General features: G+C 42.3%; 19 protein-coding genes and 1 tRNA gene. 15 read left to right on the top strand and 5 right to left on the bottom strand.

Annotated elements, in window-relative coordinates; all coding sequences use genetic code 11:
• Positions 1–50 precede the first annotated feature (50 nt).
• Both NVS78_RS09755 and NVS78_RS09750 read left to right on the top strand, forming a co-directional pair.
• Entirely contained in the window at positions 51–1,298 is a 1,248-nt protein-coding gene (locus NVS78_RS09755) for a M48 family metallopeptidase (protein ID WP_286359042.1), read from the top strand.
• Positions 1,299–1,346: 48 nt separating this feature from the next.
• Complete coding sequence (locus tag NVS78_RS09750) at positions 1,347–2,579, top strand: competence/damage-inducible protein A (protein WP_286359041.1); 1,233 nt, start codon at positions 1,347–1,349, stop codon at positions 2,577–2,579.
• A 48-nt stretch (positions 2,580–2,627) separates the two neighbouring features.
• On the opposite strand, the gene NVS78_RS09745 is transcribed toward NVS78_RS09750, so the two are convergent.
• Entirely contained in the window at positions 2,628–3,170 is a 543-nt protein-coding gene (locus NVS78_RS09745; RefSeq protein ID WP_286359040.1) for a Crp/Fnr family transcriptional regulator, read from the bottom strand.
• A gap of 109 nt (positions 3,171–3,279) precedes the next feature.
• On the opposite strand from NVS78_RS09745, the gene NVS78_RS09740 reads away from it, so the two are divergent.
• On the top strand, positions 3,280–3,600 hold the full coding sequence (locus NVS78_RS09740) for a DMT family transporter (protein ID WP_286359039.1): 321 nt from the start codon (positions 3,280–3,282) through the stop codon (positions 3,598–3,600).
• Between the two features lie 107 nt (positions 3,601–3,707).
• Here NVS78_RS09740 and tpx read toward each other — a convergent pair whose 3' ends face one another.
• The gene (gene tpx / locus NVS78_RS09735) at positions 3,708–4,208 is read right to left on the bottom strand and encodes a thiol peroxidase (protein ID WP_286359038.1); all 501 of its coding nucleotides are present in this window, start codon (positions 4,206–4,208) and stop codon (positions 3,708–3,710) included.
• A gap of 222 nt (positions 4,209–4,430) precedes the next feature.
• On the opposite strand from tpx, the gene NVS78_RS09730 reads away from it, so the two are divergent.
• Positions 4,431–4,504: transfer RNA gene (locus NVS78_RS09730), tRNA-Arg, on the top strand.
• A 58-nt stretch (positions 4,505–4,562) separates the two neighbouring features.
• Here NVS78_RS09730 and NVS78_RS09725 read toward each other — a convergent pair.
• A complete protein-coding gene (locus NVS78_RS09725) occupies positions 4,563–5,177 on the bottom strand; it encodes a flavodoxin family protein (protein ID WP_286359037.1) in 615 nt (204 codons plus the stop codon).
• A 381-nt stretch (positions 5,178–5,558) separates the two neighbouring features.
• Between NVS78_RS09725 and NVS78_RS09720 the strand changes: the two genes are divergently transcribed.
• The gene (locus tag NVS78_RS09720; RefSeq protein WP_286359036.1) at positions 5,559–6,905 is read left to right on the top strand and encodes an MATE family efflux transporter; all 1,347 of its coding nucleotides are present in this window, start codon (positions 5,559–5,561) and stop codon (positions 6,903–6,905) included.
• Positions 6,906–6,943: 38 nt separating this feature from the next.
• On the opposite strand, the gene NVS78_RS09715 is transcribed toward NVS78_RS09720, so the two are convergent.
• Positions 6,944–7,174 carry a hypothetical protein gene (locus tag NVS78_RS09715; protein WP_286359035.1) on the bottom strand — a complete coding sequence of 77 codons (231 nt, stop codon included), beginning with the start codon at positions 7,172–7,174 and terminating at the stop codon, positions 6,944–6,946.
• A 41-nt stretch (positions 7,175–7,215) separates the two neighbouring features.
• Positions 7,216–10,290: a response regulator gene (locus tag NVS78_RS09710; protein ID WP_286359034.1), complete on the bottom strand. Its 3,075-nt coding sequence runs from the start codon at positions 10,288–10,290 to the stop codon at positions 7,216–7,218.
• Between the two features lie 356 nt (positions 10,291–10,646).
• On the opposite strand from NVS78_RS09710, the gene NVS78_RS09705 reads away from it, so the two are divergent.
• The 10 genes from NVS78_RS09705 (at position 10,647) to NVS78_RS09660 (ending at position 23,949) form a co-directional block, all read left to right on the top strand.
• Positions 10,647–11,846: an MFS transporter gene (locus tag NVS78_RS09705; RefSeq protein WP_286359033.1), complete on the top strand. Its 1,200-nt coding sequence runs from the start codon at positions 10,647–10,649 to the stop codon at positions 11,844–11,846.
• Positions 11,847–11,892: 46 nt separating this feature from the next.
• The gene (locus NVS78_RS09700; RefSeq protein ID WP_286359032.1) at positions 11,893–12,672 is read left to right on the top strand and encodes a DUF1573 domain-containing protein; all 780 of its coding nucleotides are present in this window, start codon (positions 11,893–11,895) and stop codon (positions 12,670–12,672) included.
• 107 nt (positions 12,673–12,779) lie between these two features.
• Entirely contained in the window at positions 12,780–13,376 is a 597-nt protein-coding gene (locus NVS78_RS09695) for an RNA polymerase sigma factor (protein WP_286359031.1), read from the top strand.
• A gap of 88 nt (positions 13,377–13,464) precedes the next feature.
• Positions 13,465–14,628 carry a FecR family protein gene (locus NVS78_RS09690; RefSeq protein WP_286359030.1) on the top strand — a complete coding sequence of 388 codons (1,164 nt, stop codon included), beginning with the start codon at positions 13,465–13,467 and terminating at the stop codon, positions 14,626–14,628.
• 77 nt (positions 14,629–14,705) lie between these two features.
• Complete coding sequence (locus tag NVS78_RS09685; RefSeq protein WP_286359029.1) at positions 14,706–18,212, top strand: SusC/RagA family TonB-linked outer membrane protein; 3,507 nt, start codon at positions 14,706–14,708, stop codon at positions 18,210–18,212.
• A gap of 3 nt (positions 18,213–18,215) precedes the next feature.
• On the top strand, positions 18,216–19,952 hold the full coding sequence (locus NVS78_RS09680; RefSeq protein ID WP_286359028.1) for a RagB/SusD family nutrient uptake outer membrane protein: 1,737 nt from the start codon (positions 18,216–18,218) through the stop codon (positions 19,950–19,952).
• A 22-nt stretch (positions 19,953–19,974) separates the two neighbouring features.
• Positions 19,975–20,613: a hypothetical protein gene (locus NVS78_RS09675; RefSeq protein ID WP_286359027.1), complete on the top strand. Its 639-nt coding sequence runs from the start codon at positions 19,975–19,977 to the stop codon at positions 20,611–20,613.
• 24 nt (positions 20,614–20,637) lie between these two features.
• Entirely contained in the window at positions 20,638–21,066 is a 429-nt protein-coding gene (locus NVS78_RS09670; RefSeq protein WP_286359026.1) for a hypothetical protein, read from the top strand.
• Positions 21,067–21,143: 77 nt separating this feature from the next.
• Positions 21,144–22,415, top strand: coding sequence for a thioredoxin family protein (locus tag NVS78_RS09665; protein ID WP_286359025.1), 1,272 nt, complete (start codon positions 21,144–21,146; stop codon positions 22,413–22,415).
• 307 nt (positions 22,416–22,722) lie between these two features.
• Entirely contained in the window at positions 22,723–23,949 is a 1,227-nt protein-coding gene (locus tag NVS78_RS09660; RefSeq protein WP_286359024.1) for a glycerophosphodiester phosphodiesterase, read from the top strand.
• Positions 23,950–24,053: the final 104 nt, after the last annotated feature.

Genomic DNA, 24,053 nt, shown 5'->3' with positions numbered 1-24,053 from the left:
CAAATCGGTTTATTTTGTATACCTTTGTCTATCGATTAAAATACAAGGATATGACGTCTGATTTGATATTTTTAATAATTGTACTTTTTCTTTGTTTTGATTTTGTATGGGAGAGAGGGTTGGAATACGTGAATCTGAAACATATGTCTCCTTGTTTGCCAAAAGCTTTGATCGGAATATACAACGAAACGGAATACCGTTCTTTTCAGGATTATGAACGGCGGAACGGCCGGCTGGATTTCTGGAGTTCGGTATTCGATTTTGTAGTTATGATCTCTTTTTTGGTATTAGGCGGTTTCGGGTGGTATAACGGTTGGGTAGTATCCCTGACGGGGAGCGTCATAGGACAGACGGCTATATTTATATTGGGAGTGTCTTTGGTAGCCTCGGTATTGAATATTCCTTTTGATTATTATGCAACCTTCAAGATCGAAGAGAAATATGGTTTTAATACTTCTACAAAAACTCTTTTTTGGACGGATAAATTAAAAGGAATATGTATTTCGCTGTTAATGGGGGGAGTCGTGTTGGTTTTGATTACCTGGTTCTACACGTGGGCCGGAGTATATTTTTGGTTGTATGCCTGGGGAGGTATTACTCTCTTCTCTTTATTTATGTCTTTGTTTTATTCTCAGTTGATTGTTCCGTTGTTTAATAAACAAACCCCGTTGGAAGAGGGAGGCTTGCGGGATAAGATCCAATCGTATGCTGAAAGGGTAGGGTTTAAATTGGATAATATTTACGTGATCGACGGATCGAAACGTTCCACGAAAGCCAATGCCTATTTTACAGGTGTCGGTCCCAAAAAAAGGGTCGTTTTGTATGATACGTTGATCAAAGAATTGACAGAAGAAGAGATCGTGGCCGTATTGGCTCATGAGATAGGACATTATAAAAAGAGACATACCTTAAAGGGTATGTTCGTATCCGTTTTGGAGATGGGAGTTATGCTGGGGCTTTTTTCTTTTTTCGTGAATAATACTTCTTTGTCCCTGGCCCTTGGGGGAGACCGGGCTTATTTTCAATTAGGGGTAGTCGCGTTTGCTATTCTCTATTCTCCGATCAGCACGGTTTTAGGGATTGCCATGAATAGCTGGTCGCGTAAGAACGAGTACGAGGCGGATGCTTATGCTGCCGTAAGTTATAATGGAAATGAATTGATTTCCGGTTTAAAAAAAATTTCGGTGAAAGCGTTGAGTAATTTGACACCTCATCCGTTATACGAATTTGTCTATTATTCGCATCCCTCGCTTTTGAAAAGGATTGATGCGATTTCAAAAATAAACGATCATGTATAATATAAACAGAACGGATGAGATCCGGTTTGTTTTCAAATTTCAAATCATATGGATGCAATTGTTATTACTATCGGGGATGAGATTTTGTTGGGACAGATATTAGATACCAATTCGCAATATATCGCGAAACAGTTGACCCGTCTTGGAGCGGAGGTGGTGGATATATTGTCTGTTCCCGATCAGGGAGATAAGATCAGGGAATGGATCGATTACGCGATGCGGCATGCAGAGTTAGTTGTCGTTACAGGCGGACTGGGGCCGACGAAAGATGATGTTACCAAAAAGGTGTTGGCGGAGTATTTCGATACGCATCTGGTGTTGAATGAAGAGGTTTATTCCTGGATCGAGAAATTATTGCGAAACGGAGGGATGAGGATGAATGAAAATAATAGAGGGCAGGCTTTTTTGCCCGAAAATTGTAAAATATTGCTTAATCATAAGGGGACCGCTTCCGGAATGTGGTTTGAGCGGGACCGCAAAGTTTTGATCTCGTTGCCTGGAGTTCCTTTTGAAATGGAGGACCTGATGACCCGTACTGTTATTCCGGAATTGAGGAAAAGGTATCCTCATTTAATGCTGGAATACAGAATGCTGAAGGTGTACGATATTCCGGAATCGGAGCTGGCGATTCGTTTGGAAAGCTGGGAGGAAAAATTGCCGAAAGGGTTGGGATTAGCTTATTTACCCTCTCCCGGCTTTATTAAATTGCGTTTGACGGCCAAGGGAGAGGGGGTATATAATCTGGATCTTTTTTTTGAGACTTTAAAAGAGGTGTTACAAGGGTTACGCTTTACGATCGGGGAAGAAGATTGTATGGAGAGAGAGTTGGGAGAATTACTGTTAATAAAGGGAAAGACTATTGCTACCGCGGAAAGTTGTACGGGAGGAAATGTAGCCCAACAGATTACGTCAGTTGCCGGAGCGTCGGCTTATTTTAAAGGGTGCGTCGTAGCTTATGCCAACGAGGTAAAGGAGCGGGTGTTAGGAGTCGATCCTCATGCTATTGATGCTTACGGGGCTGTTAGCGAACAGGTCGTGGTGCAGATGGCGGAAGGCGTACGTCGTCTTATGGAAACGGATTATGCCGTTTCTACTTCGGGAATAGCCGGTCCGACCGGAGGAACTCCGGAAAAACCGGTAGGTACGGTCTGGATCGGATTTGCGACTCCGGAAAGAACGATTGCACGTAAGTATGCTTTTTCCTTTACCCGTGAACGGAATATCGGAAAAGCGACGATGAAAGCGATAGAAATGGTTATTGAAGAGATAAGGAATAGATAAAAAAGCGGTGATTTATTCACTGTTTTTTAAGGATTTAGGTTGATTGAATCAGAATTTCTTTGCGCGTATTCGACTTAGATGTTCGGATGTTATTCCTAAATAAGAGGCAATGTGTCGTAATTTTACCCGTTGTAAGATTTCAGGTTTTTCATGTAAAAGTTGTGAGTAGCGTTCTGATGCGGGTTGAGATAATATGGAAATGAGATGGTGTTCTGTACGGACAAACTCTTTCTCGATCAACTGTCGTGCCCAGTTACACATTTCAATATCTGATTGATACAGCTTAGCTAATGAAATCAGATTTATTTTAAATAAAACGGAATCTTCTAATAGTTCCATTGTCTCGTATCCGCTTTTTCCGTTTACGTATCCGTTGGCAGACAGAATTATATCGTGTTCTTGCCCGAACCAGATCGTGATTTCTTTCCCGTCTGTTTCAATAAAAGCTCTTGCAGTGCCTTGCCGTATGATGTATATGTTGCGTTCCACTCTGTTGCTATTGAATAGGATATGTCCTTTGGGGTAGGAAATCTCTTCGCCAATAAGCTTGAGCTTATCTTCTATGGCCTTGGAAAATGATGTTATGTTCATGTACGACCGTTTTGTATTGCAAATATAACTATTTTATATTTAATTGATTTTTATCAATTCATTTCCTCCGTTAATCCCGTAACTTTGCTGAAATAGTAATGGGTCGGATATGGCATGGATGTTATTATTAGTAGCCGGAATATTAGAAATAGGATGGCCTTTGGGATTTAAATTAGCGAGTACACATGAAAAATATTTCTGCTTTTTCATCGCTTTCTCTGTTATTTCGATGGGTGCGAGCGGATTTTTTCTCTATCTGGCACAAAAGACGATTCCTATCGGTACTGCTTATGTTATCTGGACGGGGATTGGCGCTGTAGGGACTGTCTTTATAGGAATCCTCTTTTTTCAGGATGCCGTAAATTTATTCAAACTTCTGTTTGTATCATTGATACTGATAGGGGTTATAGGATTAAAATCTGTGCATTGATTATTCATATGCTTCCATTTGCTCGTTTTTTTGTATCGATATGTCGAAAATGAATGCGGGACGTGTGAATGATTCGCAGGTCCCGCGTGTTAGTATTTTTGAAAAGTTTATTTTAAACTTGCTAATGCCTTATCGTAATTGGGTTCCTGTGCGATTTCGGGTACTAACTCTTCGTATATGATTTTTCCGTTTTCATCGATGATTACTACTGTGCGGGCTAAGAGACCGGCCAAAGGGCCATCGGTCATTTCAACTCCGTATCGGTCGCCGAAGCAACAACTTCTGAATGCAGAAAGCGGAATAACCTTATCGATGCCTTCCGTCGTGCAGAAACGGGCGTGAGCGAACGGAAGGTCTTTAGAAATCGCCAAAACGACGGTGTTGTCCATTTCGGCTGCCAATTTGTTAAAGGTACGAACAGAGGTGGCGCATACGCTTGTATCCAAACTGGGGAATATATTCAATACGATCCGTTTGCCTTTTAAACTATCAGAAGAAAGTTCCGATAGATCCGTTTTAACCAATGAAAATTCAGGAGCGACCGTACCTACCGCGGGTAGGTTTCCTTTCGTGTTGATACTGTGTCCTTGTAATGTTATTTTTGCCATTGTTTTTGATTTTAATATGTCATTAATATGTATTCAAATGTACTGCTTTTATTTCTTTTTTGCAAAATCACAATTATTTCTAATATTACGTTTCGAACCATTAATAGGTTAGTAAATAAAGGATTATTTTGCATCTATTATTTTTTATGAAAAAGCATTCGGCAAAATTTGTATTTATCTTGAAAACCCCTATATTTGCACCGTCAAAATAGAAACGACAACGGTTCGGTAGCTCAGCTGGATAGAGCAACGGCCTTCTAAGCCGTAGGTCTTGGGTTCGAATCCCAACCGGATCACATTATGCAATCGACCCCTTGTAAGCTTTTTGTATACAAGGGGTTTGCATTTATTGTTTTATCGTATAAAATTGGTCATTATTGCGGGTTCTTTTTTCGGTATTTCCTGTTTCCCGTTTTCAATACTTTTAAGTAGCCAGGCCATGTTATTTCCCAGTGTCCTCATGGTTTGCAGACCTTCCGCATCCAGAGAGGCTTCTCCGGGCAACATACCGTGAACGCTATTCCAATATTGAGAAGAGACTACAGGCATATTGTTTATAGTGAAGTATTTATTTAAACGGTCATAGGTGGCGCTTGCTCCTCCGCGACGGCAGACTGCGACGGAGGCAGAGGGTTTGTATTTCAACAGATCGCCGCAAGAATAGAACAAGCGGTCTAATAGGGCGCATAAAGAACCGTTAGGTCCGGCATAGTAGGTCGGAGATCCGATAACGATTCCGTCTGCTTCTCCGAGTTTTGCCCTAATACTGTTATACAGTTCATCTTTGAATACGCACCTGCCTAATTCCTTACATTTATTGCAAGCGATGCAACCTTGTACGGCTTTGGTTCCGATGGAAACGATTTCCGTTTCGATGCCAGCTGCTTCTAAGGCAGCAGCGACCTCGGATAATGCGATATAGGTATTCCCGTTCTTTTTTGGACTACCGTTAATCAATAATACTTTCATGTTATTTCTATATTTTGTTTTTTATTTCTTATTACGCTAATTGATACCTGTTGGTTCCTTGTCTTTTGATGTAAAGATAGAGTTTGGCAGGTAATATTACAAGCACGATTTACTTTTATATACTTACCTGATTATTGAGTCTCCCTTTTTACGGGTATAAGATAACTTTTTTGAATGGAAGCGGATGGAAATTTTTCAAAATATTGGACAATCGGAGAAAACTCTTACCTTTGCATCCGATATAAAACCAAAGAGAGTTTTGTAATCCTCATCGGAGGGCATAATAGAATGCCGGATAAGATGACTGGGTAAAACCAATCGACTTATCCGGTATTTTTATGTGCTCCGGGCGGGTAGATAGTAACTAAAGTCAATAGAAGTATGGAAAGAGATGCTATTAATTTGGAGACATTGAAAATTTCGACATTATTCGGCAGGTTGTTTATACCTACCTTATTGGGGATGCTCAGTATGTCGGCGGTTACTGTTGCAGATGGAATTTTTGTCGGGCAAGGCGTGGGGAGTGACGGAATCGCTGCTGTCAATATTTGTATACCCATGCTGATGCTTTTTACGGGGATAGGTCTTATGGCAGGGGGCGGAAGTTCGGTTGTTGCTTCCATCCATTTGTCGAAAGGCAAAGTGAAAGCTGCCCGTTTGAATGTAACCCAAGCTCTGTTATTCGTAACGATCGCTACTTTGGTACCTTCCGTACTGATCCTGATTTTCCCGCGACAAACAGCTTATTTGCTCGGTTCGTCCGAACATTTGCTGCCGATGGTGACGGATTATTTGTTATGGTTTGTCCCGTCGTTGATTTTTCAAATGTGGATAGCTGTTTCTTTGTTTGTTATTCGGTTGGACGGCGCTCCTAAATTAGCCATGTGGTGTAGTGTCATATCGGCTTTGATTAATGTCGTTTTGGACTGGCTATTCATCTTTCCTTTGGGGTGGGGAGTGATGGGAGCCGCTTTTGCCACGGCAATAAGTATCACGGTAGGCGGACTTATAGCGATCTCTTATTTACTGTTTTTTGCCCGTCATTTACGGTTATATCCTGTCAAACGAAGTCGTAAAAGTTTACGGCTCTCACTGCGGAACATCGGTTATCAATGCCGTATCGGTTTTTCCTCTTTATTGGGAGAGGCGACCTTGGCAATGCTTATGTTTACGGGGAATCAGGTATTTATGCATTATTTGGGGGACGATGGAGTAGGGGCGTTCGGCATTGCTTGTTATTATGCCCCATTCGTGTTTATGGTTGGTAATGCTATTGCCCAATCGGCGCAACCTATCATCAGTTATAATTTTGGTATGGGGAATGTGGGACGGGCTGTATTGGCCGGGAAAATTTCTCTTGTCACAGCGGTTGCCTGTGGTACGGTGGTTATGATTGTTTTTATGTTTTATCCGAACGTGTTAGTCGGATTTTTCCTCGCTTCCGATAATGCGGCTGCCCGTATTGCCACGGAAGGGTTTCCGTATTTCGCCATGGGATTTGTATGTTTTATTGTCAATTTGGCTTCGATCGGTTATTATCAGAGTCTCGAGAGAGTGAAACCCGCTACCTTGTTCGCTTTGTTACGCGGTTTTATTTTTCTTGTCCTGAGTTTTATATTTTTGCCGGAGTGGATGGGTATTGTCGGAATCTGGTTATCTATGCCGTTGTCGGAGGCGTTAACGACTGTTATTATCATAGGGTATTACTTGTTTCGTAAACCTAATTGAATGGATCGTTTGTAAAGAATAGACTTAACGTGGATGTATTATTTTTTGGGTAAATATCTTCTGGAGATTTGATTTGCCCAACTGACAGCCAGTATATAAGCGATGCCTGTCCCGACGATAAATTCGATAATGAATAAAAAAAGATATGACACGGATAGTTTCATTTCTCCGTATTCATTCCACAGGAGTAATATACACATCATCGGTAGCGTATATTGGAAAAATATTTGCCGGGTGAGTTTTTGCGGTATTTTGTTTTTCTTTTTCATTCTGCTCGTTTTAGGATACGGTGTAAAAAAATATCGGGTATCTATAAAAATATGATTCTCTCCTGTAAGATGCTTGCTAACTGCGATTTCAACTGTTTGGCATTAATCGGTTTTGCCATATAGCCGTCGAAACCGTTCGACATGATCTTTTGTTCGTCGGAAGCGTAAGCAAAAGCGGTCACCGCAATGATCGGAACTTGTGTGGATAATTTACGGATTTCGCGTGTCGCATCGTAACCGTTCATTTCAGGCATGTTAATGTCCATGAGGATGATGTTAGGATGGTGTTTTTTGAATAGTTCCACTGCTTCTTTGCCGTTCCAAGCATGGACGATATGGTATTCGGACCGGAGGATCGATTCGAAAAGCTTGTAATTGCTCGGATCATCCTCCGCAACCATGATTGTCAATTTACTCTTTTCTATTTTTACAGGCTCTACCGTTTGTTCCTGTTTCTTATTTATCGTTACCGGATGGTAGGGAACGGTAAACCAAAACTTGGAGCCTTTTCCTTCTTCCGATTCAACACCGATAGTTCCTCCCATATGCTGAACGATGACCTGACAAATGGACAGCCCGAGTCCCGTTCCCTGGGCAAAGGTGTTGAGTTTTACGAAACGGTCGAATATTTTTTCTTTTTGTTCCTTGGCGATTCCGCAGCCCGTGTCCGATACATAAAAATAGAGAAACTTATCCTGAATTTCGTAGCCGAATCGAATACTTCCCGCAGTGGTAAATTTGATGGCATTCGCGAGTAAATTCGTCAATACCTGGGTGAGCCTGTTTTTTTCCGTGTTGATTTCACACGCGGGCAATCCCGGTTCGAACTGCAATTTAACGGCTTCCGGGTTTATTTTGGAAAATTGAGTTTGTTCCAAAGTGCCCATGAGTTTGTTTAACTCGATATCCGAATAGATAAAATCTAATGTTCCTGCTTCGATCTTGGAAAGATCGAGAATGTCACTGATCAGTTGCAGTAACAGTTCATTGTTGTTTTCTATGATATTGACGTATTCCTGTTTCTCCTTTTCTTCTTCAAGGGTTGCCAATATACCGGAAAAACCGACGATAGCATTCAGAGGTGTACGGATTTCGTGGCTCATGTTTGCCAGAAATGCAGACTTCAGACGATTGGATTCTTCGGCCCGGTCTTTCGCGGATATCAGCTCTTGCTCCATTTTTTTGCGTTCTGTGATCACGAGTGAAGAGCCTACTAATGTTAAGGGTGCTCCTTTTTCATCCCTGGAATCCACGGTCGCTTGTGCTTCGACCCAGTCGATTCGATGCCCGTTATGGTCGGAAGTTACCACCCGGTACTCTTCTTTGATCTTGTCAATTTTCCCTTCAATCAGAGATTGATAGGTTTTTTTGACTCTTTCGCGGTCTTCTTTAATGATTTTGGAAAAATATTGAGAATCCGGTACGGATAGATGATCTTCGTTGATATTATGCTTTACGTTGCTTAACTCTATGGGACGATTCACATCGCAGAGTATGGTTTTTTTACGTAGGTTCCATTTCCATGGAACGATATTGGCTACTTCCAAAGCCATTGCCAGCTTATGGTTCGTTGATCTGAGTTTTTCTTGAGCCTGATGGAGTTCCGTGCTGTCCAGGCAAAAAATATCGATGGTATCCGGCTTGTTGGAGTAACTTATAACCACGTCATAGAAAATGCCGATTCCCTCGAAATAATAGGGGAACGTGATGGTTCTTCTTTCTGTTATCGCTATTTTGAAGAACGGTATAAACGTGGCGAGGGACTCGGGGAAAAGCTCGCTGACTTTTTTGCCGATAATGCTTTTTTTATCTCCGAAACTTTTTTCGAAAAATCGATTTACTTCAACAAAGACGGAATCGACCGGGTTGTTTTCCTCGTCTAAAATGATCTTCTCTTTCATGTAAAGAATTGGCATGTTATTGAAGAGATTCAGATAATCGGAGGCGTATTCGATCTCTTTTTGCTGCATCTCTTTTAATCTGTTCAGTACGATAATACGACCTTGTTGAATTAAAAACAATAAAGTAACGACGAGGAATACGATTATTCCGATCAGGAGGTATTTGTATTGTTCCCAGAAAGTTACCGGTTTGTTATAAAACACGCTGTCGGGAGGACAAATGTCGGGAGATATGCCTTTCAGGAGTAACGTGTTGTAATTGAACGTAGGGGCTGCTTTTACCGGGTAATAAAAGGGAATGTCTTTCGGTTGTGTACCCGTTAGGACTTCGGATATCGTTTTTATCAATTGGTTTTCAAAATCAGTGTCGTCATACATATACCCTCCGATCATTCCCCCGTGTTTCATGAAGGCGTTTCTCAAAGTAAAAATGGGAACGGAGGAGTTGGATATGATTTGGAAGGAGTTAATCATTAAGAGTGTTCTTCTGTTAAATTGCTGAGCATGGAACCAGGAAGAAAATAAGACTCCAGTGGTCGCTTTGTTTACCAGTTTTAAAGTGTCGAGAAGTTGATTTATGCTTGTTTCTTCGGCATATATGGTTTTGTATTCTACGCGAGGATAATGTTTTTTTAATATTTCGGATATTTCCCATTGGATTTGTTGATTGACATACCTTTTGTCCATGAGAATCAATAGCTTCTGCATATCGGGAAGCATTTCATTCATTAAATCTATATTTTCTTTGGGGTATAGTCTTGAATAGAGTAACGTGAGGTTATATTCGTCGACCAATGAAGCGAGAGAAACTCTGTCTTCGGGTTTAATGATGGTTTTGTTCAAATAATTTTCCGGTGTTCCAAGGTAGTCCTGTTCCGCACAAACGATAAGGGGGATATCTCTCCATCTATTTCGGATTTCGTCTTTCAGGAGTAAAGCAAAATTCCCTACCACGACTAAAAGTTTTGGACGTTTTTCCGAATATTCGGAAAAAAGAAGTTCTGTAAATTCATTTAATTCTTCCTGCTTGTTGACAACAAACATATTCATATGTTCGATGTATATATCCAACTTTTGATTCTTGGATACCATTTGTATGATGGGATCAATGATAAAAGAACTCCATGGGGTCGTTTCCGTGTAACTGTTAATTATCAGAATATAATCGTTTTTGGATGGAGCGTTTTTTTGAGCAAAAGAAGTAGAGATATACATACAAAGTATGAAAATGCAGAAAAACGGTTTATTTATAAATACGCTCCGAAAAATAGAATTGATTTTAGACATACCTCACACAGATAAATAAGTATTGATTTTGTAGTTTTATAACACAAAAATACGAATTTGTATTGAAAAAGAAACTATTTTATTAATTTATTATCTATTTTAAACTCTTTTTCGATGGAGGTGAACACGAGGCGTAAATAATTGTTTTATAGATAGATATATTTCGTATGTTTTGTTTTTCTATTTTTAGAATAATCTTGTAAAATTGCCCGTTACCCGTCTCTTTTTTTATAATTTTGTAGATAAGAATGTTGAAGATATTGGTTTGTAATTAAAAGGTTCTTATGGTAAGAGATAAACTTTTTTCAGCGGGGTTCTGTCATATTCTTGCTGCTAATTTTTTGCTGTTTTTTGCCTTCTATTTGTTATTGCCCGTGTTGCCGTTCTATCTGAGAGAGGAGTTTATGGCTGGTAAATCCATGATCGGTTTTATTTTATCGTGTTATACAATAGCCTGTTTATCTATTCGTCCTTTTTCAGGGTATATGCTGGATACGTTTAGCCGTAAACCTTTATACCTGTTGTCGTATTTTATTTTTACCTTGATTTTCGGGGGATATATGATAGCGACCGCTCTCTTTCTTTTTATTTTGCTCCGGATTATTCACGGTCTGGCTTTCGGCATGGTTTCGGTGGCGGGTAATACGATCGTTATTGATATTCTTCCTTCTTTTCGGAGAGGGGAGGGATTAGGTTATTACGGTCTGGCCAATAATATCGCCATGAGTTTTGGGCCTATGGTCGGGTTATTTATGCATGGTCATTGTCCTTATGAGGTTATTTTTGCCTGCTCTCTGATTTCCGGAGGTTTAGGTTTTGTGATGGCGGGGTTGGTTAAAACTCCCTATAAACAGCCGGTTAAACGGGAGCCTCTTTCTCTCGATCGTTTTTTTTTAGTAAAAGGACTGCCTGCCGGGATTTCACTTCTGTTGCTTTCTATTCCTTATGGTATGACAACCAGTTACGTGGCCATGTATGCCGAAGAGATCGGCATTCAAGGTAATTCGGGACTCTATTTTACCTTTATGGCGGTCGGTTTGGCTGTTTCCCGGATTTTTTCAGGAAAACAGGTAGACAAGGGTCGGATAATACAAATTATTTTATTAGGAATGTATTTGGCCGGTATAAGTCTTTTTGCCTTGTCTGCCTGCGAAGAGATGATGAAATGGAATGCCCGGGTGACTTCTGGACTGTTTTTCTTTATTGCTTTTATGCAAGGGGTGTCGTTTGGGACGATGTTTCCGGCCTTCAATACCCTGTTCGTTAATTTAGCATCTAATAATCAGCGGGGAACGGCTACTTCCACCTATTTGACCAGTTGGGATGTGGGTATTGGAGTCGGGTTAATGTGTGGTGGTTCTATCGCTCAGGCTTTTAGAGGTTTTAGTCATGCCTATTTCTTCGGTGCCTGCCTGACGGTTCTTTCCCTTTTATTTTTCCAATTTAAAGCCGGACCGCATTTTAATCGCCATAAATTACGTTGAGTGTTAGGGTAAAAATCTTATATTTGTCGGATAACGTTATTTCGGTATGAGAAATTTTGTTTTTGTTTTAGTGGTAATATTTGCCGGATTAACGGCTTGTTCTTCGGGGAAACGTCCGGCCTGTGTAAATCCGGTTGGCAAATTGTGTTTCAGTACGGATAAACTGGAGCTGGGAGATATCTATTGGAACGAGGAGTACCGGGATACGATTATTGTCCATAATCCCACGGAGAAGACGATCCGTTTGGGGGGATGGGGATATACCGCGGGAGTGCAATGTAGGATGTCGGGAGGAACTCTTCAGGAATGGCAGTCGGGCGATGCGGAAATTGCGGCACGGGGGCAGGATACCTTGCTTGTCGTTGTACAAATGACAAAAGATAGTCAATTGGGGTATTTTTTTACCTTTTTACGTTTTTCAATCGATGGGGTGCTGGTAGATCCGAATCAGGGAGTTTCGCTTGAGGCGAACGTGATCGAACATTTTGATACGGTGTCGACAGGGAAATTGTCACTACCTAAAATTGTAGCGGATAAAAAGGAGGTCGATGTTGATACTATCGTCCAAGGTGAAAAAGTTGAGGCGGCTTTCGTGTTGAGAAATGAAGGAGATAAAGATTTGATTATACGTAAAATAGAAACGACTTGCGGGTGTACGGCAGCTGTTCCTGAAAAAAGGATAATCTCTCCGGGTGAAAGCGTAAGAATGAATGTTGTTTTTGATTCGGAAGGCAGACGCGGAATGCAGCGTAAGACCGTCACCGTGATCTGTAACGATCCTCGGCATGCTTCATTAAAATTGGTTTTGAAAGGGTATGTAAAATAATCTTTTTTATGAGACTGCTCCAATATTAGACTTATTTGGTATTTTATTTGTTTATTTTATAAATAACATTCGATTTTTTTCTATTTTTGCCCTATAGCGGTAAAACAATGATCGATAACCTTCAATTTTTGCATGGAGTAAATCATAAGGAGGATGCGGCTTGGGAAGAGTTGTATCGTTATTACTATGCTCCTTTATGCAGTTATGCCGCTAAACTTACCGGAGATTCGGTTGCGGCCGAGGATATTGTTCAAAACGGTTTTATCAAATTGTGGAATTCCTCTTTTGATTTTTCGGATATAAAGGCGATTACTACTTATATGTATCGTTTCACTTATAACGGGGCGTTAAATTATATCCGGGATAAAAAGTCGTCTGATGCGATTCATAGAATATGGGTCGACCGGCAGATTGTCGATGAGGAAAAGGGGAAGGAGATGGCTTTGGAGGAAGAGACTATTTCCCGTTTTCACGAGGTATTGTCTCTGCTTTCGGGTCAACAAAAGGAAATTTTGTTCGGTGCCTTGGAGGGAGCTACCGTGAGAGAAATTGCAGGGCGGTTATCTATTAGCGAAAATACGGTGAAGACACAAAAGAGGAGGGCTTATCAGGCCATTCGGGAGCATTTGGGAAAAGTTTTTACATCCGTTTTCCTCTTATTATTTGCGAGATTAAGAAACGTTGCGAACAATTATCTTGCCTGATTCTAAAATAATAGATCACTTTTTTTGATTTTTTGTCACCCGTTTTCGGGTTCGGCGTGTTTGTTTGTACATTTTAAGTCATTTTAAGATGAAATGGGAAGATATACATGCCAACTCTATACGAATCGTAGGTTGCTTAATAGACCGATTGAGAGAACATAATGCGGAGGAAAATTATCCTGATAATGTTCGGGATGTTGCGGAACATTTGAAGGTTCGGAAATTTTTTGAAAAAGAATACGCGGCAAGACAACGGTATGATTATAGGAAAGCCTGTCGTAATTTAAAAATCCGGTCGAAAAAAAGGTATATGAAACATGTACTTGTCGGTAGTGTTGCCGCGGCTTGTTTTATCGTTATAGGTATGCTGGCGTTGGTTTCCGTGCCCGAAAAAAAGAGGTCCGCGTTGAGACGGGCAGAACAGCGGTTCTATTCTCCGGTAAAACCTGGAGAGAGAAGGGCCGTTTTAACTCTGTCCGGAGGAAATAGCGTAGAGTTGGGTAAGAGTTTTTATCAATTTAAGGAAAAAGGAGAGGTCTCCGTCGTCGTTGATTCGACAGGGGTTGTTTACGGGGAACTCCCTCGTTTGACGGAAACAGATGTCCATTCTTATAATAGCTTGTCTGTTCCCCGGGGAGGAGAGTATTGTGTCACCTTGGTTGATGGAACACAGGTTTGGATGAATGCGGATACCCGTCTTCGCTATCCTGTCGTTTTTACCGGGAATCAGCGGGTGGTTGAGTTGACAGGAGAGGCTTTTTTCGAAGTGGTTTCCGATTCGACTTCACCGTTTATCGTGAAAACGGGTATCGGGGACGTGCGAGTGTATGGGACTCGATTCAATTTGAAGTGTTATGCGGAAGAGCACCGGATTGCTGCTACCTTGGTCGAGGGTGCCATCTCTTTTTCAAACGAACGGATCGGGGAGGTAAAGCTTGTTCCTGCCGAACAGTTGAGTTATAGGGAGGGAGAAAGTGTAGCGGACATTCGTAAAGTAAAGGTTCAAAACTACGTGTCGTGGAGGCAGAATTTGCTCTCTTTTGAAAATGAAACTTTGGAGGAGATAATGAAAACCTTGTCTCGCTGGTATGATGTCGACATCGTGTTTGAGGATGAGCAATTGAAACAGCTGGTGTTTAGTGGAAATTTGGATAAATACAGTCGCATCGAAACCTTTTTTCAGTTTTTCGAGGCCGGAGCGAACGTGCGTTTCGAATGGGTCGGGAATAGGATAAAGGTCGGGAAAAAATAAAAAACAGAGGATACGAATCCCAAGCTACCAACTTTGTTTCGCATCCTCCCTTATTACATATCTTAAAAACATGTAACATGAATGACAAATTTATGAAAAAAAATTTACCGGACCGATGGAAATTGCCGGCTAAATGGAAAAAAACAATTTTAGTGATGAAATTGAGTCTTATTCTGATGGTATGGTTGACGATTTCGACATCGGCTGCCGTCTATTCCCAACACGAGACCGTAACCCTCGATGTAAAGTCTTCCACGTTGATCGAAGTATTGACCCGGATTAAGGATCAAACGGGAGTAAAGATTCTCTATAACGTGAGCGGTCTTCGCGGAATTACCTGTAAGGATATCGTTTTGAAAGATGTACCTGTTGAAGATGCGTTGCGACGAGTTTTGTCGGGTACGGCCTTCGATTACGAGCGAATTGAAGGAGTCTTTGTTATCAAGGCTGTTGCGAAAGATGAAAAAAAGTCGGTTACGATCCGGGGGTGGGTACGGGATAAAAAGGATGAACTTTTGCCGGGAGTTACGGTAAGACTCCTCGGCACGAGTTTAGGAACGTCGACGGATACGAAGGGGTGGTTTGCCATTACCTTACCCGTTTTGAAAGGAACGTTGGAGTTCTCTTTTATCGGTTATAAAAAACAGAAGGTCGATTTCACTGAAAAAAACGATACGCTTCGCGTTGTTATGGAAGAGGATGTGGCCGCCTTAGAAGAAGTGGTGGTTCGGGCCTACGGAACGCAGAATAAAAGGGAGGTCATAGGGGCGATCTCTTCCGTGAAGGCTGAGGAGATGAAGGAATTACCGACGGCCAGTATCGTGAATATGTTGCAGGGACGTTTGGCGGGAGTCAATATCATTCAACAATCTGGAGCACCGGGCAGTGCTTCGGTTATTGCCGTGCGGGGATTTAATTCCTTATTGGTCGACGGGGCCAGTGACGGACAACCTTTGTGGGTCGTCGATGGGGTCCCGATGCACTCCTTTGTTTCACCCGTTACGGGAACGAATACGTTGGCCGATTTGGATCCGGCCATGATTGAATCCGTGGAGGTTTTGAAAGATGCTGCTGCCGCCTCCATTTATGGTTCCCGGGCCGGTAACGGGGTCATCTTGATCACGACTAAAAAAGGAAAGGCCGGTACAACCAAATTTACGGCGAATATCTCTTATTCTGTTTCTCAGGTACAGGAATATCCGTTACAAGTAGGCGGCCGTATGGAGCGATGGTTTCGTAATCAGGTAATGCGAAATAAGCTGGCAACCGGTTATGATTGGAACAAACAATTGACGTACTATCCTTCTTCTTACGAGTCGGTGTATTTAAGCGGAGGGACTTATGACGGATGGTGGGTAGACGGTAGACCGGATCTTTTGGGTAACCCCGTATTGCAAGATAGTTTGAATCCGTTTTATAATAACTCGACCAATTGGTGGAAACATATTTTCCGTACCGCAAAAGTAGTCAATGCCAATTTACAGGTTTCCGGCGGATCGGAACGGTTTCAGTATATGATCGGGGCCGGATGGTACGACGAAAAAGGAATCATGCTGAATTCTGACTATTCGCGGGCCAATATGTTGATCAATCTACAAACCCAACCGACGAAAAAGATACGGGTGGATGCCCGGGTGATGCTTTCCTACGTGGATCGTAGTATCAGCAGGGATAATGGGATGGGAGGAACGAGACGGTACGAGGGGATTACCGTGGATCCGTCGAAACAGAGTACGACTCTTCCGAACGATGGGCTGGCGGAGGATGAACTATTGAAAAATATCAATCTACAGAGAGACAGAACAGATGATTACCGGGCTATGGCCAGCATGTTGGTACAGTACAACGTTTGGAAAGGGATAACCTTATCGGCTTCCGGAAGCGTGGATTATGCCCAGGGAAATAAAAATCAGTTTAAACCTTCCGTATTGAATCCGGACGAGAAAGAGAACATGTCGGATGGCTCGATCGGGAGAGCGGTACGGTTGGAAACGGAAGAGTTGTTGCATTGGAGAGAGAGCATCAACGAGGCTCATAATTTCGATCTTTTAATAGGATTGAACGTAAACAAAGAGCAACAATTTCTGATCGCCGGTTTCGGGAAGCGGGGGCCAAGTGATAAGATCTATTATTATTCGCCTCCTTATAATCCTATATTCAATTATGGAACCGAAACAAATCCCGACTGGAGAGCAACGACTTCCTATAATTCGGATTTCAGGGAAAAGACCATGGTCAGTTATTTCGGGCGTTTGGGGTATAATTACAAACAACGTTACTTGGTCGAGGTCGGTTTCCGTCGGGACGGATCTTCCACTTTCGGCGAGAATCACCGTTGGGCCAATTTTCCCTCTTTTGCTCTGGGATGGGCCTTTTCGGAAGAACCTTTTATGCGGTGGGCCTATTGGTTAAACTGGGGAAAACTGCGCGGCAGCTACGGGACTTCCGGACAAATATTCACGAGTGAGTATATGGCTTACGGTTTATTTGTGACAGGTACTTCTTTTAACGGTAATCCTTCCGTAATTCAAGGTAAGCCCGTTAGTCCTAATTTGACTTGGGAAAAATCCAGTCAGTACAATATCGGTTTGGATTTGGATATGTTCGATTACCGTTTGAGCGTGAAAATGGATTACTATTTTAAGTATACCAGCTCCCTTTTGTACAAAGTGATCCTTCCCGGAACTTTATGGGGTGCGGAAGATCGGGATGAGAATGCGATGGAGGTCTCCAACGAGGGAATCGAATTGGAATTGTTAGCGCATATTTTACGATCCAGCAAATTGGGATGGCGTATGAAACTGAATGTTTCCAGGGATTGGAGTCGATTGGAAAAGACTTATACCGGTAAAGATATCGGGGGAGGATATAGCGGTTTTGTAATCGGGCGTCCCTTGGGATCTATTTACGCTTTTAACGATACGGGGTATTATCAAAATGAGGGAGAGGTACCCGTTTATACCGATATTAAAGGAAATAAATTGTTTTTAGGTGGCGTCGGAGCTTACACGGGTGTCAGCGGTTTGCTCGGTACCCAGCGGATCTCGGATGCGAGCGGAGATTACGATATACAGCCGAAGGATATGTATTATTTGGGATCGGCTTTGCCCTTGGTGTATGGAGGGTGGGTAAACGAGTTGACCTATAAAGATTTCGATCTGAATATTTTATTCAATTATTCCTTGGGGCGCAAGATGATCAATATGCGAAATGCTTCTTTGTCGGATACGGACGGGCCCGTGTTTGCGGATGTAAGGAAACTGACCTTCTGGCAGAAAGAAGGGGATCAAACGGATATGCCGGCGATAGGTCGACCGTATTATCCCCAGGTACGTTCTAAAATGGAGCGGGTAAATTTGTTTAGTTTGAAACAGTTGACCATAGGATATAATATGCCTAAAAAAGTGATGGAAAAAATCGGTTTTTCCGGGGCTCGCTTTTTTGCTACCGGCGAAAATCTGTTCTATTGGAGTAATTACTCCGGCGGAAATCCGGAAGTGGTGGATATTTATAGCGGATTGGATGGTGGGACGGCTTATCCTTTACCTCGAAAATGGACTTTAGGTTTAACGCTTAATTTTTAATACATGATGAAAAAATACATAGGGATCGGATTGATCGTGCTTTCCTGTTGTTGGGGGTGCACGGGGATGTTAGACGTGAGACCGGAAAATTCCGTCACCTTCAACAATTACTTTGATTCGGAACAGGATGCGGAATTTTTGTTAAATGCCCTGATGGATCAGGTCAGAACCTGTTTGTTAGGTGGTCCCGGGTTTCACGCGATAGCGGGAGCAATTATGGATACTACCAGTTTTCCGGATTATTACAATGCTTTGAATTTGCGTCCGGATACTTATAAAAATTCTGTATGGACCTCTTTTTACTATGCGATCGATAAGGCGAATTTAATTCTGGATAACGCGCATCGTTTCCCGTTTTCGCAAGAGAAATTGAAACCTTATTTGTTACAATGCTATTTTGCGAAAGCACTCTGTTATTTTTTTCTGGCACGGGATTGGGGTGAGGTGCCTATTATCAGGGGAGAAAAATATACCCCGTTGGCTAAAAGCCCTGTAGCGGAGGTGCTGAAGGAAGCCGAAGAGTTAGCATTGAAAGCCATGGATTTGCCGATTTTTGAAGAGTTGAAGGATTATGCCGGAAATCCCCGTATTTTGAAGCAATACGGATCGAAGGGAGCTGTCGCCGCTTTATTGGCTCATATTTGTGCCTGGCGGGCGGGAGTTTTAAATGAACCGGAATATTGGGAAAAAGCGGAAGAGTATTGTTCCATGATCATTGACGGAAAGGTCGGTTTTTATGATTTGGAGTCGAATCCCGAACTCGTGGCGGAGAAAACAATGTATCGCAATAGTAAAGAGAGTATTTTTGAGATATTCCGTTCCATACAGGAAGGGATGGAGCGTGCTCCCTATTTCGGTACGCAATATGTCGGTTGGCCGGTTCGTTTGGATCGGGAGACTGAACCGAATTGGGTTTATTACGCGGAAATTTTTAAAACGACCGTAAACGATATGTATGATTGGGAAGATTTACGCCGCGATAGCTGGTTTTGGGCATTGGATGCCGATACGATTTACTTGAAACGTGTTGACGGTAAAATCGAGGCACATTATTCCGGGGAAAGAGACTTGAACGAAAAGCCTTTCTTTAAAATTAACTTAGCTTCGTTAGGAGGGAAATACCGGGTGCTTGCCCGGGCTTCGGACACGACTGGTGGTTTGCAAGATTCAACGGATTGGCCCCAGGATTCGATCCCGATCGATACCTCTTCCGTGGATACCTTGCCGTCCGATATCATTCGATTATATGACAACAGAATGATCGAAAAGGCATTCGTGAATAAATTTCGTACTCCCTATTACAAACAGAATGATTATGAAGCCGAACCGATGTTCAGCGGGTTGGATATGAATAAGGTAATCTGGAGATTGGCTGATATCGTATTGTTAAGGGCTGAATGTAGAGCTCGGCAGGGGAAAGCCGGTGCGGCCGAAGATCTGAACCGGATACGGGAACGGGCATACGGAAATCGAAATCACGACTATTCGGTTGCGGAAGGAGATTTACAATATGCTATTTTCAAAGAACGGGAAAAAGAGCTGATTTTTGAGGATCATCGCTATTACGATGCGGTGCGAAACGGTTGGGATTACGTGCGGCGGGAGTTATCGGGAACGTATAGAAGGTTGACGGATGAAGAGTTGAAAGACGGCGCACTTTATTATCCCGTATTTGGCGGAGCTTTCGTGAACAATAATTTGATGCGACAGAATACGTATTGGAATAAATTGATACAGTAATAAATTGATACAGTAATAAATTATGAAAAAAATATATCGTTTGTTAGGATTAATAAGTGTCGTTGTATTGATGGCTTCCTGCCTGAAGGATAACTATATCGACACGGGATTGAGTAACGGGCGTTTTAACGGAAGCCTGTTGGAGTACATGGAAGCGAATGCGTATGATTGGGATTCCACGGTACTTTTAGTTCGTCGTGCAGGACCTCGTATGGTTCGTATTTTCGAGGGAAAAGACCCGGAGTTTCCGGAGATTACTTTTTTAGGACCGACCAATCACTCCGTTCGTCGGTATTTGATACAAAACGGGTATGAGCAGGTATCCGATTTGGATCCGGAATGGTGTGAAGACGTGTTATTGAAGCATTTGCTTAAAGGAAAGATCTATTTGGACGATATTCCGGCGGGACGCCCTACAGAGCAGGGAGAGCCTATAGGAGTGGGAACCGGGGGTGATGATTACACGACGCTGAGCGGCCAGACGGTGTGGTTGTTTACGATCCGCGGGACGTATGGCGGTTTGCCGGAAAAAGGAGCGAAGCAGATACAGGGATTCACGGTTTACAGTTGGAAACGTATTTTTATAGCCTCCAGCAATATAGAACCGGATCATTGCGTGGTGCACTCTCTTTATTACGGTTTTACTTTAGGAGATATGTAATTTTAATTTAAATGGAAAAGAGATATGAAGATGAAGTTAATCATAGGGAGTGCCTTGTTGCTCCTGATATGCAGTTGTCACCAGAAAACGATCGGCTACCTTCTAACGGAAGATGCCGGATATCTTCCGGATACCATGGTGATCCGCAAAACATTGGACCCGCAATTGGATTCTATTCGTATTGAAAGTCGGGCTCCTTGGGTTAGTCTGGCTATGCAGGGGTACGAGGGTACCGAGTTGATCGTTTTTTCGATCGAGAACATCACTTCGACTGCTGGAGAGGAAGCTATTCGTTATTTTAAAGAAAATTTGTCGATCCGAGGAGCCGGTACGATGCTATTTCCTATCGATAACGATGCTGTTCCGGGGCGTTACGTGATTTCCGTACGGTTGACCAATCCCGGTTATACTCAGGTGGTAAATAATGCTTTTACCTTTATCGTCGAGCCTTAATGTTTTGAATACTAATAATCGTATGATGCTATCTGCGAAATTGACGGACAGCATCATATACGCTAAAAAATAAAAGAATGAAATGGATAAAATGTTATTTGACGGCGGTAGTTGCTTTTCTGGCCGCATCAGCCTTCGGGCAGGGTATTGAATTTATAGAGGGGGGCTTGGATGCCGCTTTAATAAAGGCCCAGAAAGAAAATAAGGCTATTTTTGTCGATTTTATGGCAACCTGGTGCGGCCCGTGTAAGCAGTTGTCAGCCGAGGTGTTTCCGGATAAGAAATTGGGTGATTATTTCAATACTCGCTTCGTTTCCTGTAAAGTAGATGTGGATAAAGAGAAAGAGTTGGCTAAAAAATACAAGATTACGGGGATGCCGACTATGGTTTTTCTGGATAAAGAAGGTAACGAGTTAAAACGGGTGATGGGATTGATACCGGCAACCCGTTTGTTGCGTGACGCGAAGGAGGCCCTGGGAGAAGCTCCTGTTTTTGAAGCCTTGTGGGAACAGTATAAAAAGAACAAAAGCGATCTGACCGTTCAACAATCCATTTTGTTGGAAGCTCCGGATTTTGTACGGGGGAAGCAAGGAAAGGAGGCCGAGTTATGGAAAAGTCGGGTGGAAAAGTTGTTTGATTCCTATGTAAAAGTTAAAGATCCCGCCGATTTGATTAATACCGAAGATTTCAGGATTGTGACCGCCTACAATCAGAAAATAGAAAAAAATAATACCGTTTTCAATCTTATCGTAAAGCGTATGGAGGAGTTTAAGGCTGTAATCCCCTTGGAGATCTTGGCTAACTATATCGTGACTTACGAGAGTTCTTTGATCAATGAACTGGCCATGAAAGGAGATTTGGGGTATAAAGAGGAGATCGATCGGGTAAACGGAGATCTGAAACCGTTTTTTGATCTGGTAAAAACTCGTAAGATTCCGGTATATGACGTATTGACGAGTGAGGCCGATGCCCTCTACCAGATTTATGCTAAAAAAGATCCGGATGCTTACGTGAAAATTAAAAATGCTTTTTTGGAACGGATGGGGGAGGATGCCGGTCCGAACGAATACTATGGGACGGTGATGAATCTGATGGGGCCTACGCGAGGGAAAATTACCAAAAATGCAGCCGAACAATGTATCCAATGGTTACAAAAATTGTTAGGTTATAAACTTGGGCCGGATAACCAGGGACAGGTGATTACCACCATGGGGGATTGTTACCTTATATTGAAAGATAAAGAGAAGGCAAAAGAGTGTTACAATCAAGCCTATCTTTTAGCCATTCAATTGAAGAGCCCCCAGATGCAAGCGTTTATAAAAAATAAATTGGCAGCGCTTGACGATTAAAGAATGAAAAGATGCTGTGATTAAAGGATTTAGTGAGTAAGAAATTAAATAAAATAGATATCTGATTAATTTGTAATTATTTTTCAATAAAAGAGTTGTGGTGTGTTTTTGTCGGGTTAGTGTCTTCTCTTTACGAGAAGGCACTTTCTTCTTAGTACTTGGGGACGGGGTAAACGTGCCAATTCGATGTTTCGATTGTACAAAAATGATAGTAGGTTCTGAATCATAAATTATACGATGACTGAACTTGACGTGAGTGAGATTCGTAAAAATAAAATATCTTTGTTTGGAACAAATTCGGATAAAGATGAATTTATTTCTAATGTTATCGGTTATGCTTGTTTTATTTACTCCTGTTGTTTCCTGTTCTTCCGCATCGAAGGGTTTTACTTCCTTATCCGGAGAGCAGAAAGAGGTATTGGCATATCTGCCCCGTGATATTGTTATTTCACACCGTGGTACGACCTATTGGGCCCCGGAAGAGACGGAGGCAGCCATGCGTTGGGCTCGGAATGCGGGAGGTGATTATTTGGAGTGTGATATACAACGGACAAAAGACGGGTATTTGTTAGCCTTGCACGATGAAAATTTGCAACGGACAACGGATATAGCCGAGAAATTCCCGGAGCGGAAAAATGCTCCGGTATCTGAATTTACCTTGGAAGAGTTATTGACGCTGGATGCCGGGAGCTGGTTTAATAAGGCCTATCCGGAACGGGCAAGGAGAGGTTTTTCCGGATTGGATATTTTAACCTTGGAAGATGTAATCCGTATTGCGGAGGGGAACCGAATATTGCGGGATGCGACCGGAAAGCGTCTTTACCGGAAAGAAAATGGGAAAATTATCATGCAGTACGAGAAAGATCCGGCAGATAGCGGGAATCGTCCCGGAATCTACCCGGAGACCAAAGAACCTCGCTTGTTTCCCGGAATAGAACGGGATTTGCGAAATGAATTGGAGCGGTTGGGATGGTATGCCGTCGATAAGGATTCTCTGAAATCGATTGAAATAGTGGAAGGAAAAGTGGGGATTGCCAATACTCCGGCACGCGTAATTTTGCAGACTTTTTCTCAGGAATCGTTGCGAAAATTGCGGGAAGCTTTTCCCCGTTTGATCCCTACCTGTCAGCTCTTGTGGTTAGGGGATTCCGATATGAAGAGTGATGATCCGAAGACTTACGCGAAGTGGGTCGATTACGCGATTAAACAGGGGGCCGTAATTATAGGCCCCAGTATCGGGGGCGAACCGAATAAGTACGATGACTTGTTAAAGCCCTGGATGGCCGCTCTTGTTTTTAGTTCGGGAATGCAAATACACGCGTACTCTTTCGACACGAAGGAGCAGATGAGAAAATACTTGGAAAATGAATATGATTTAACGGGGGTCGGAAAGCGAAATTTAGTAGACGGGCTTTTTACAAATTTAACGGATGAAACGATTCTTTTTTACAAAGAGCATATGGATTTTGATAACCGACAGAAAAATAAGCCGTTGGAGCCTTCCGAAAAACTCCTTGAAAATTTGGGATATTAGCTTTACTCTATAGCACACGGGGACGGGCACAGAGGGTTATTTATTTACGATTGTATAAAAGGATTTTGTGATCGGGTGTTTCCGTGATTAGTTGGCAACGCTTG

The organism is Gabonibacter chumensis, from assembly GCF_024741215.1.
Taxonomy (GTDB): Bacteria; Bacteroidota; Bacteroidia; order Bacteroidales; family Marinifilaceae; genus Gabonibacter; species Gabonibacter massiliensis.
The sequence above is the reverse complement of the archived record's forward strand: the minus strand, read 5'-3'. Positions and strand labels throughout refer to the sequence as shown.

Bases quoted from the DNA above. Each gene is read 5' to 3' on its own strand.
- NVS78_RS09695 (WP_286359031.1), top strand. From the start codon at position 12,780: ATGATCGATAACCTTCAATTTTTGCATGGAGTAAATCATAAGGAGGAT.
- NVS78_RS09690 (WP_286359030.1), top strand. From the start codon at position 13,465: ATGAAATGGGAAGATATACATGCCAACTCTATACGAATCGTAGGTTGC.
- NVS78_RS09705 (WP_286359033.1), top strand. From the start codon at position 10,647: ATGGTAAGAGATAAACTTTTTTCAGCGGGGTTCTGTCATATTCTTGCT.
- NVS78_RS09680 (WP_286359028.1), top strand. From the start codon at position 18,216: ATGATGAAAAAATACATAGGGATCGGATTGATCGTGCTTTCCTGTTGT.
- tpx (WP_286359038.1), bottom strand. From the start codon at position 4,208: ATGGCAAAAATAACATTACAAGGACACAGTATCAACACGAAAGGAAAC.
- NVS78_RS09725 (WP_286359037.1), bottom strand. From the start codon at position 5,177: ATGAAAGTATTATTGATTAACGGTAGTCCAAAAAAGAACGGGAATACC.
- NVS78_RS09660 (WP_286359024.1), top strand. From the start codon at position 22,723: ATGAATTTATTTCTAATGTTATCGGTTATGCTTGTTTTATTTACTCCT.
- NVS78_RS09675 (WP_286359027.1), top strand. From the start codon at position 19,975: ATGAAAAAAATATATCGTTTGTTAGGATTAATAAGTGTCGTTGTATTG.
- NVS78_RS09665 (WP_286359025.1), top strand. From the start codon at position 21,144: ATGAAATGGATAAAATGTTATTTGACGGCGGTAGTTGCTTTTCTGGCC.
- NVS78_RS09750 (WP_286359041.1), top strand. From the start codon at position 1,347: ATGGATGCAATTGTTATTACTATCGGGGATGAGATTTTGTTGGGACAG.
- NVS78_RS09700 (WP_286359032.1), top strand. From the start codon at position 11,893: ATGAGAAATTTTGTTTTTGTTTTAGTGGTAATATTTGCCGGATTAACG.
- NVS78_RS09685 (WP_286359029.1), top strand. From the start codon at position 14,706: ATGAATGACAAATTTATGAAAAAAAATTTACCGGACCGATGGAAATTG.
- NVS78_RS09710 (WP_286359034.1), bottom strand. From the start codon at position 10,290: ATGTATATCTCTACTTCTTTTGCTCAAAAAAACGCTCCATCCAAAAAC.
- NVS78_RS09720 (WP_286359036.1), top strand. From the start codon at position 5,559: ATGGAAAGAGATGCTATTAATTTGGAGACATTGAAAATTTCGACATTA.
- NVS78_RS09740 (WP_286359039.1), top strand. From the start codon at position 3,280: ATGGCATGGATGTTATTATTAGTAGCCGGAATATTAGAAATAGGATGG.
- NVS78_RS09670 (WP_286359026.1), top strand. From the start codon at position 20,638: ATGAAGATGAAGTTAATCATAGGGAGTGCCTTGTTGCTCCTGATATGC.
- NVS78_RS09715 (WP_286359035.1), bottom strand. From the start codon at position 7,174: ATGAAAAAGAAAAACAAAATACCGCAAAAACTCACCCGGCAAATATTT.
- NVS78_RS09755 (WP_286359042.1), top strand. From the start codon at position 51: ATGACGTCTGATTTGATATTTTTAATAATTGTACTTTTTCTTTGTTTT.
- NVS78_RS09745 (WP_286359040.1), bottom strand. From the start codon at position 3,170: ATGAACATAACATCATTTTCCAAGGCCATAGAAGATAAGCTCAAGCTT.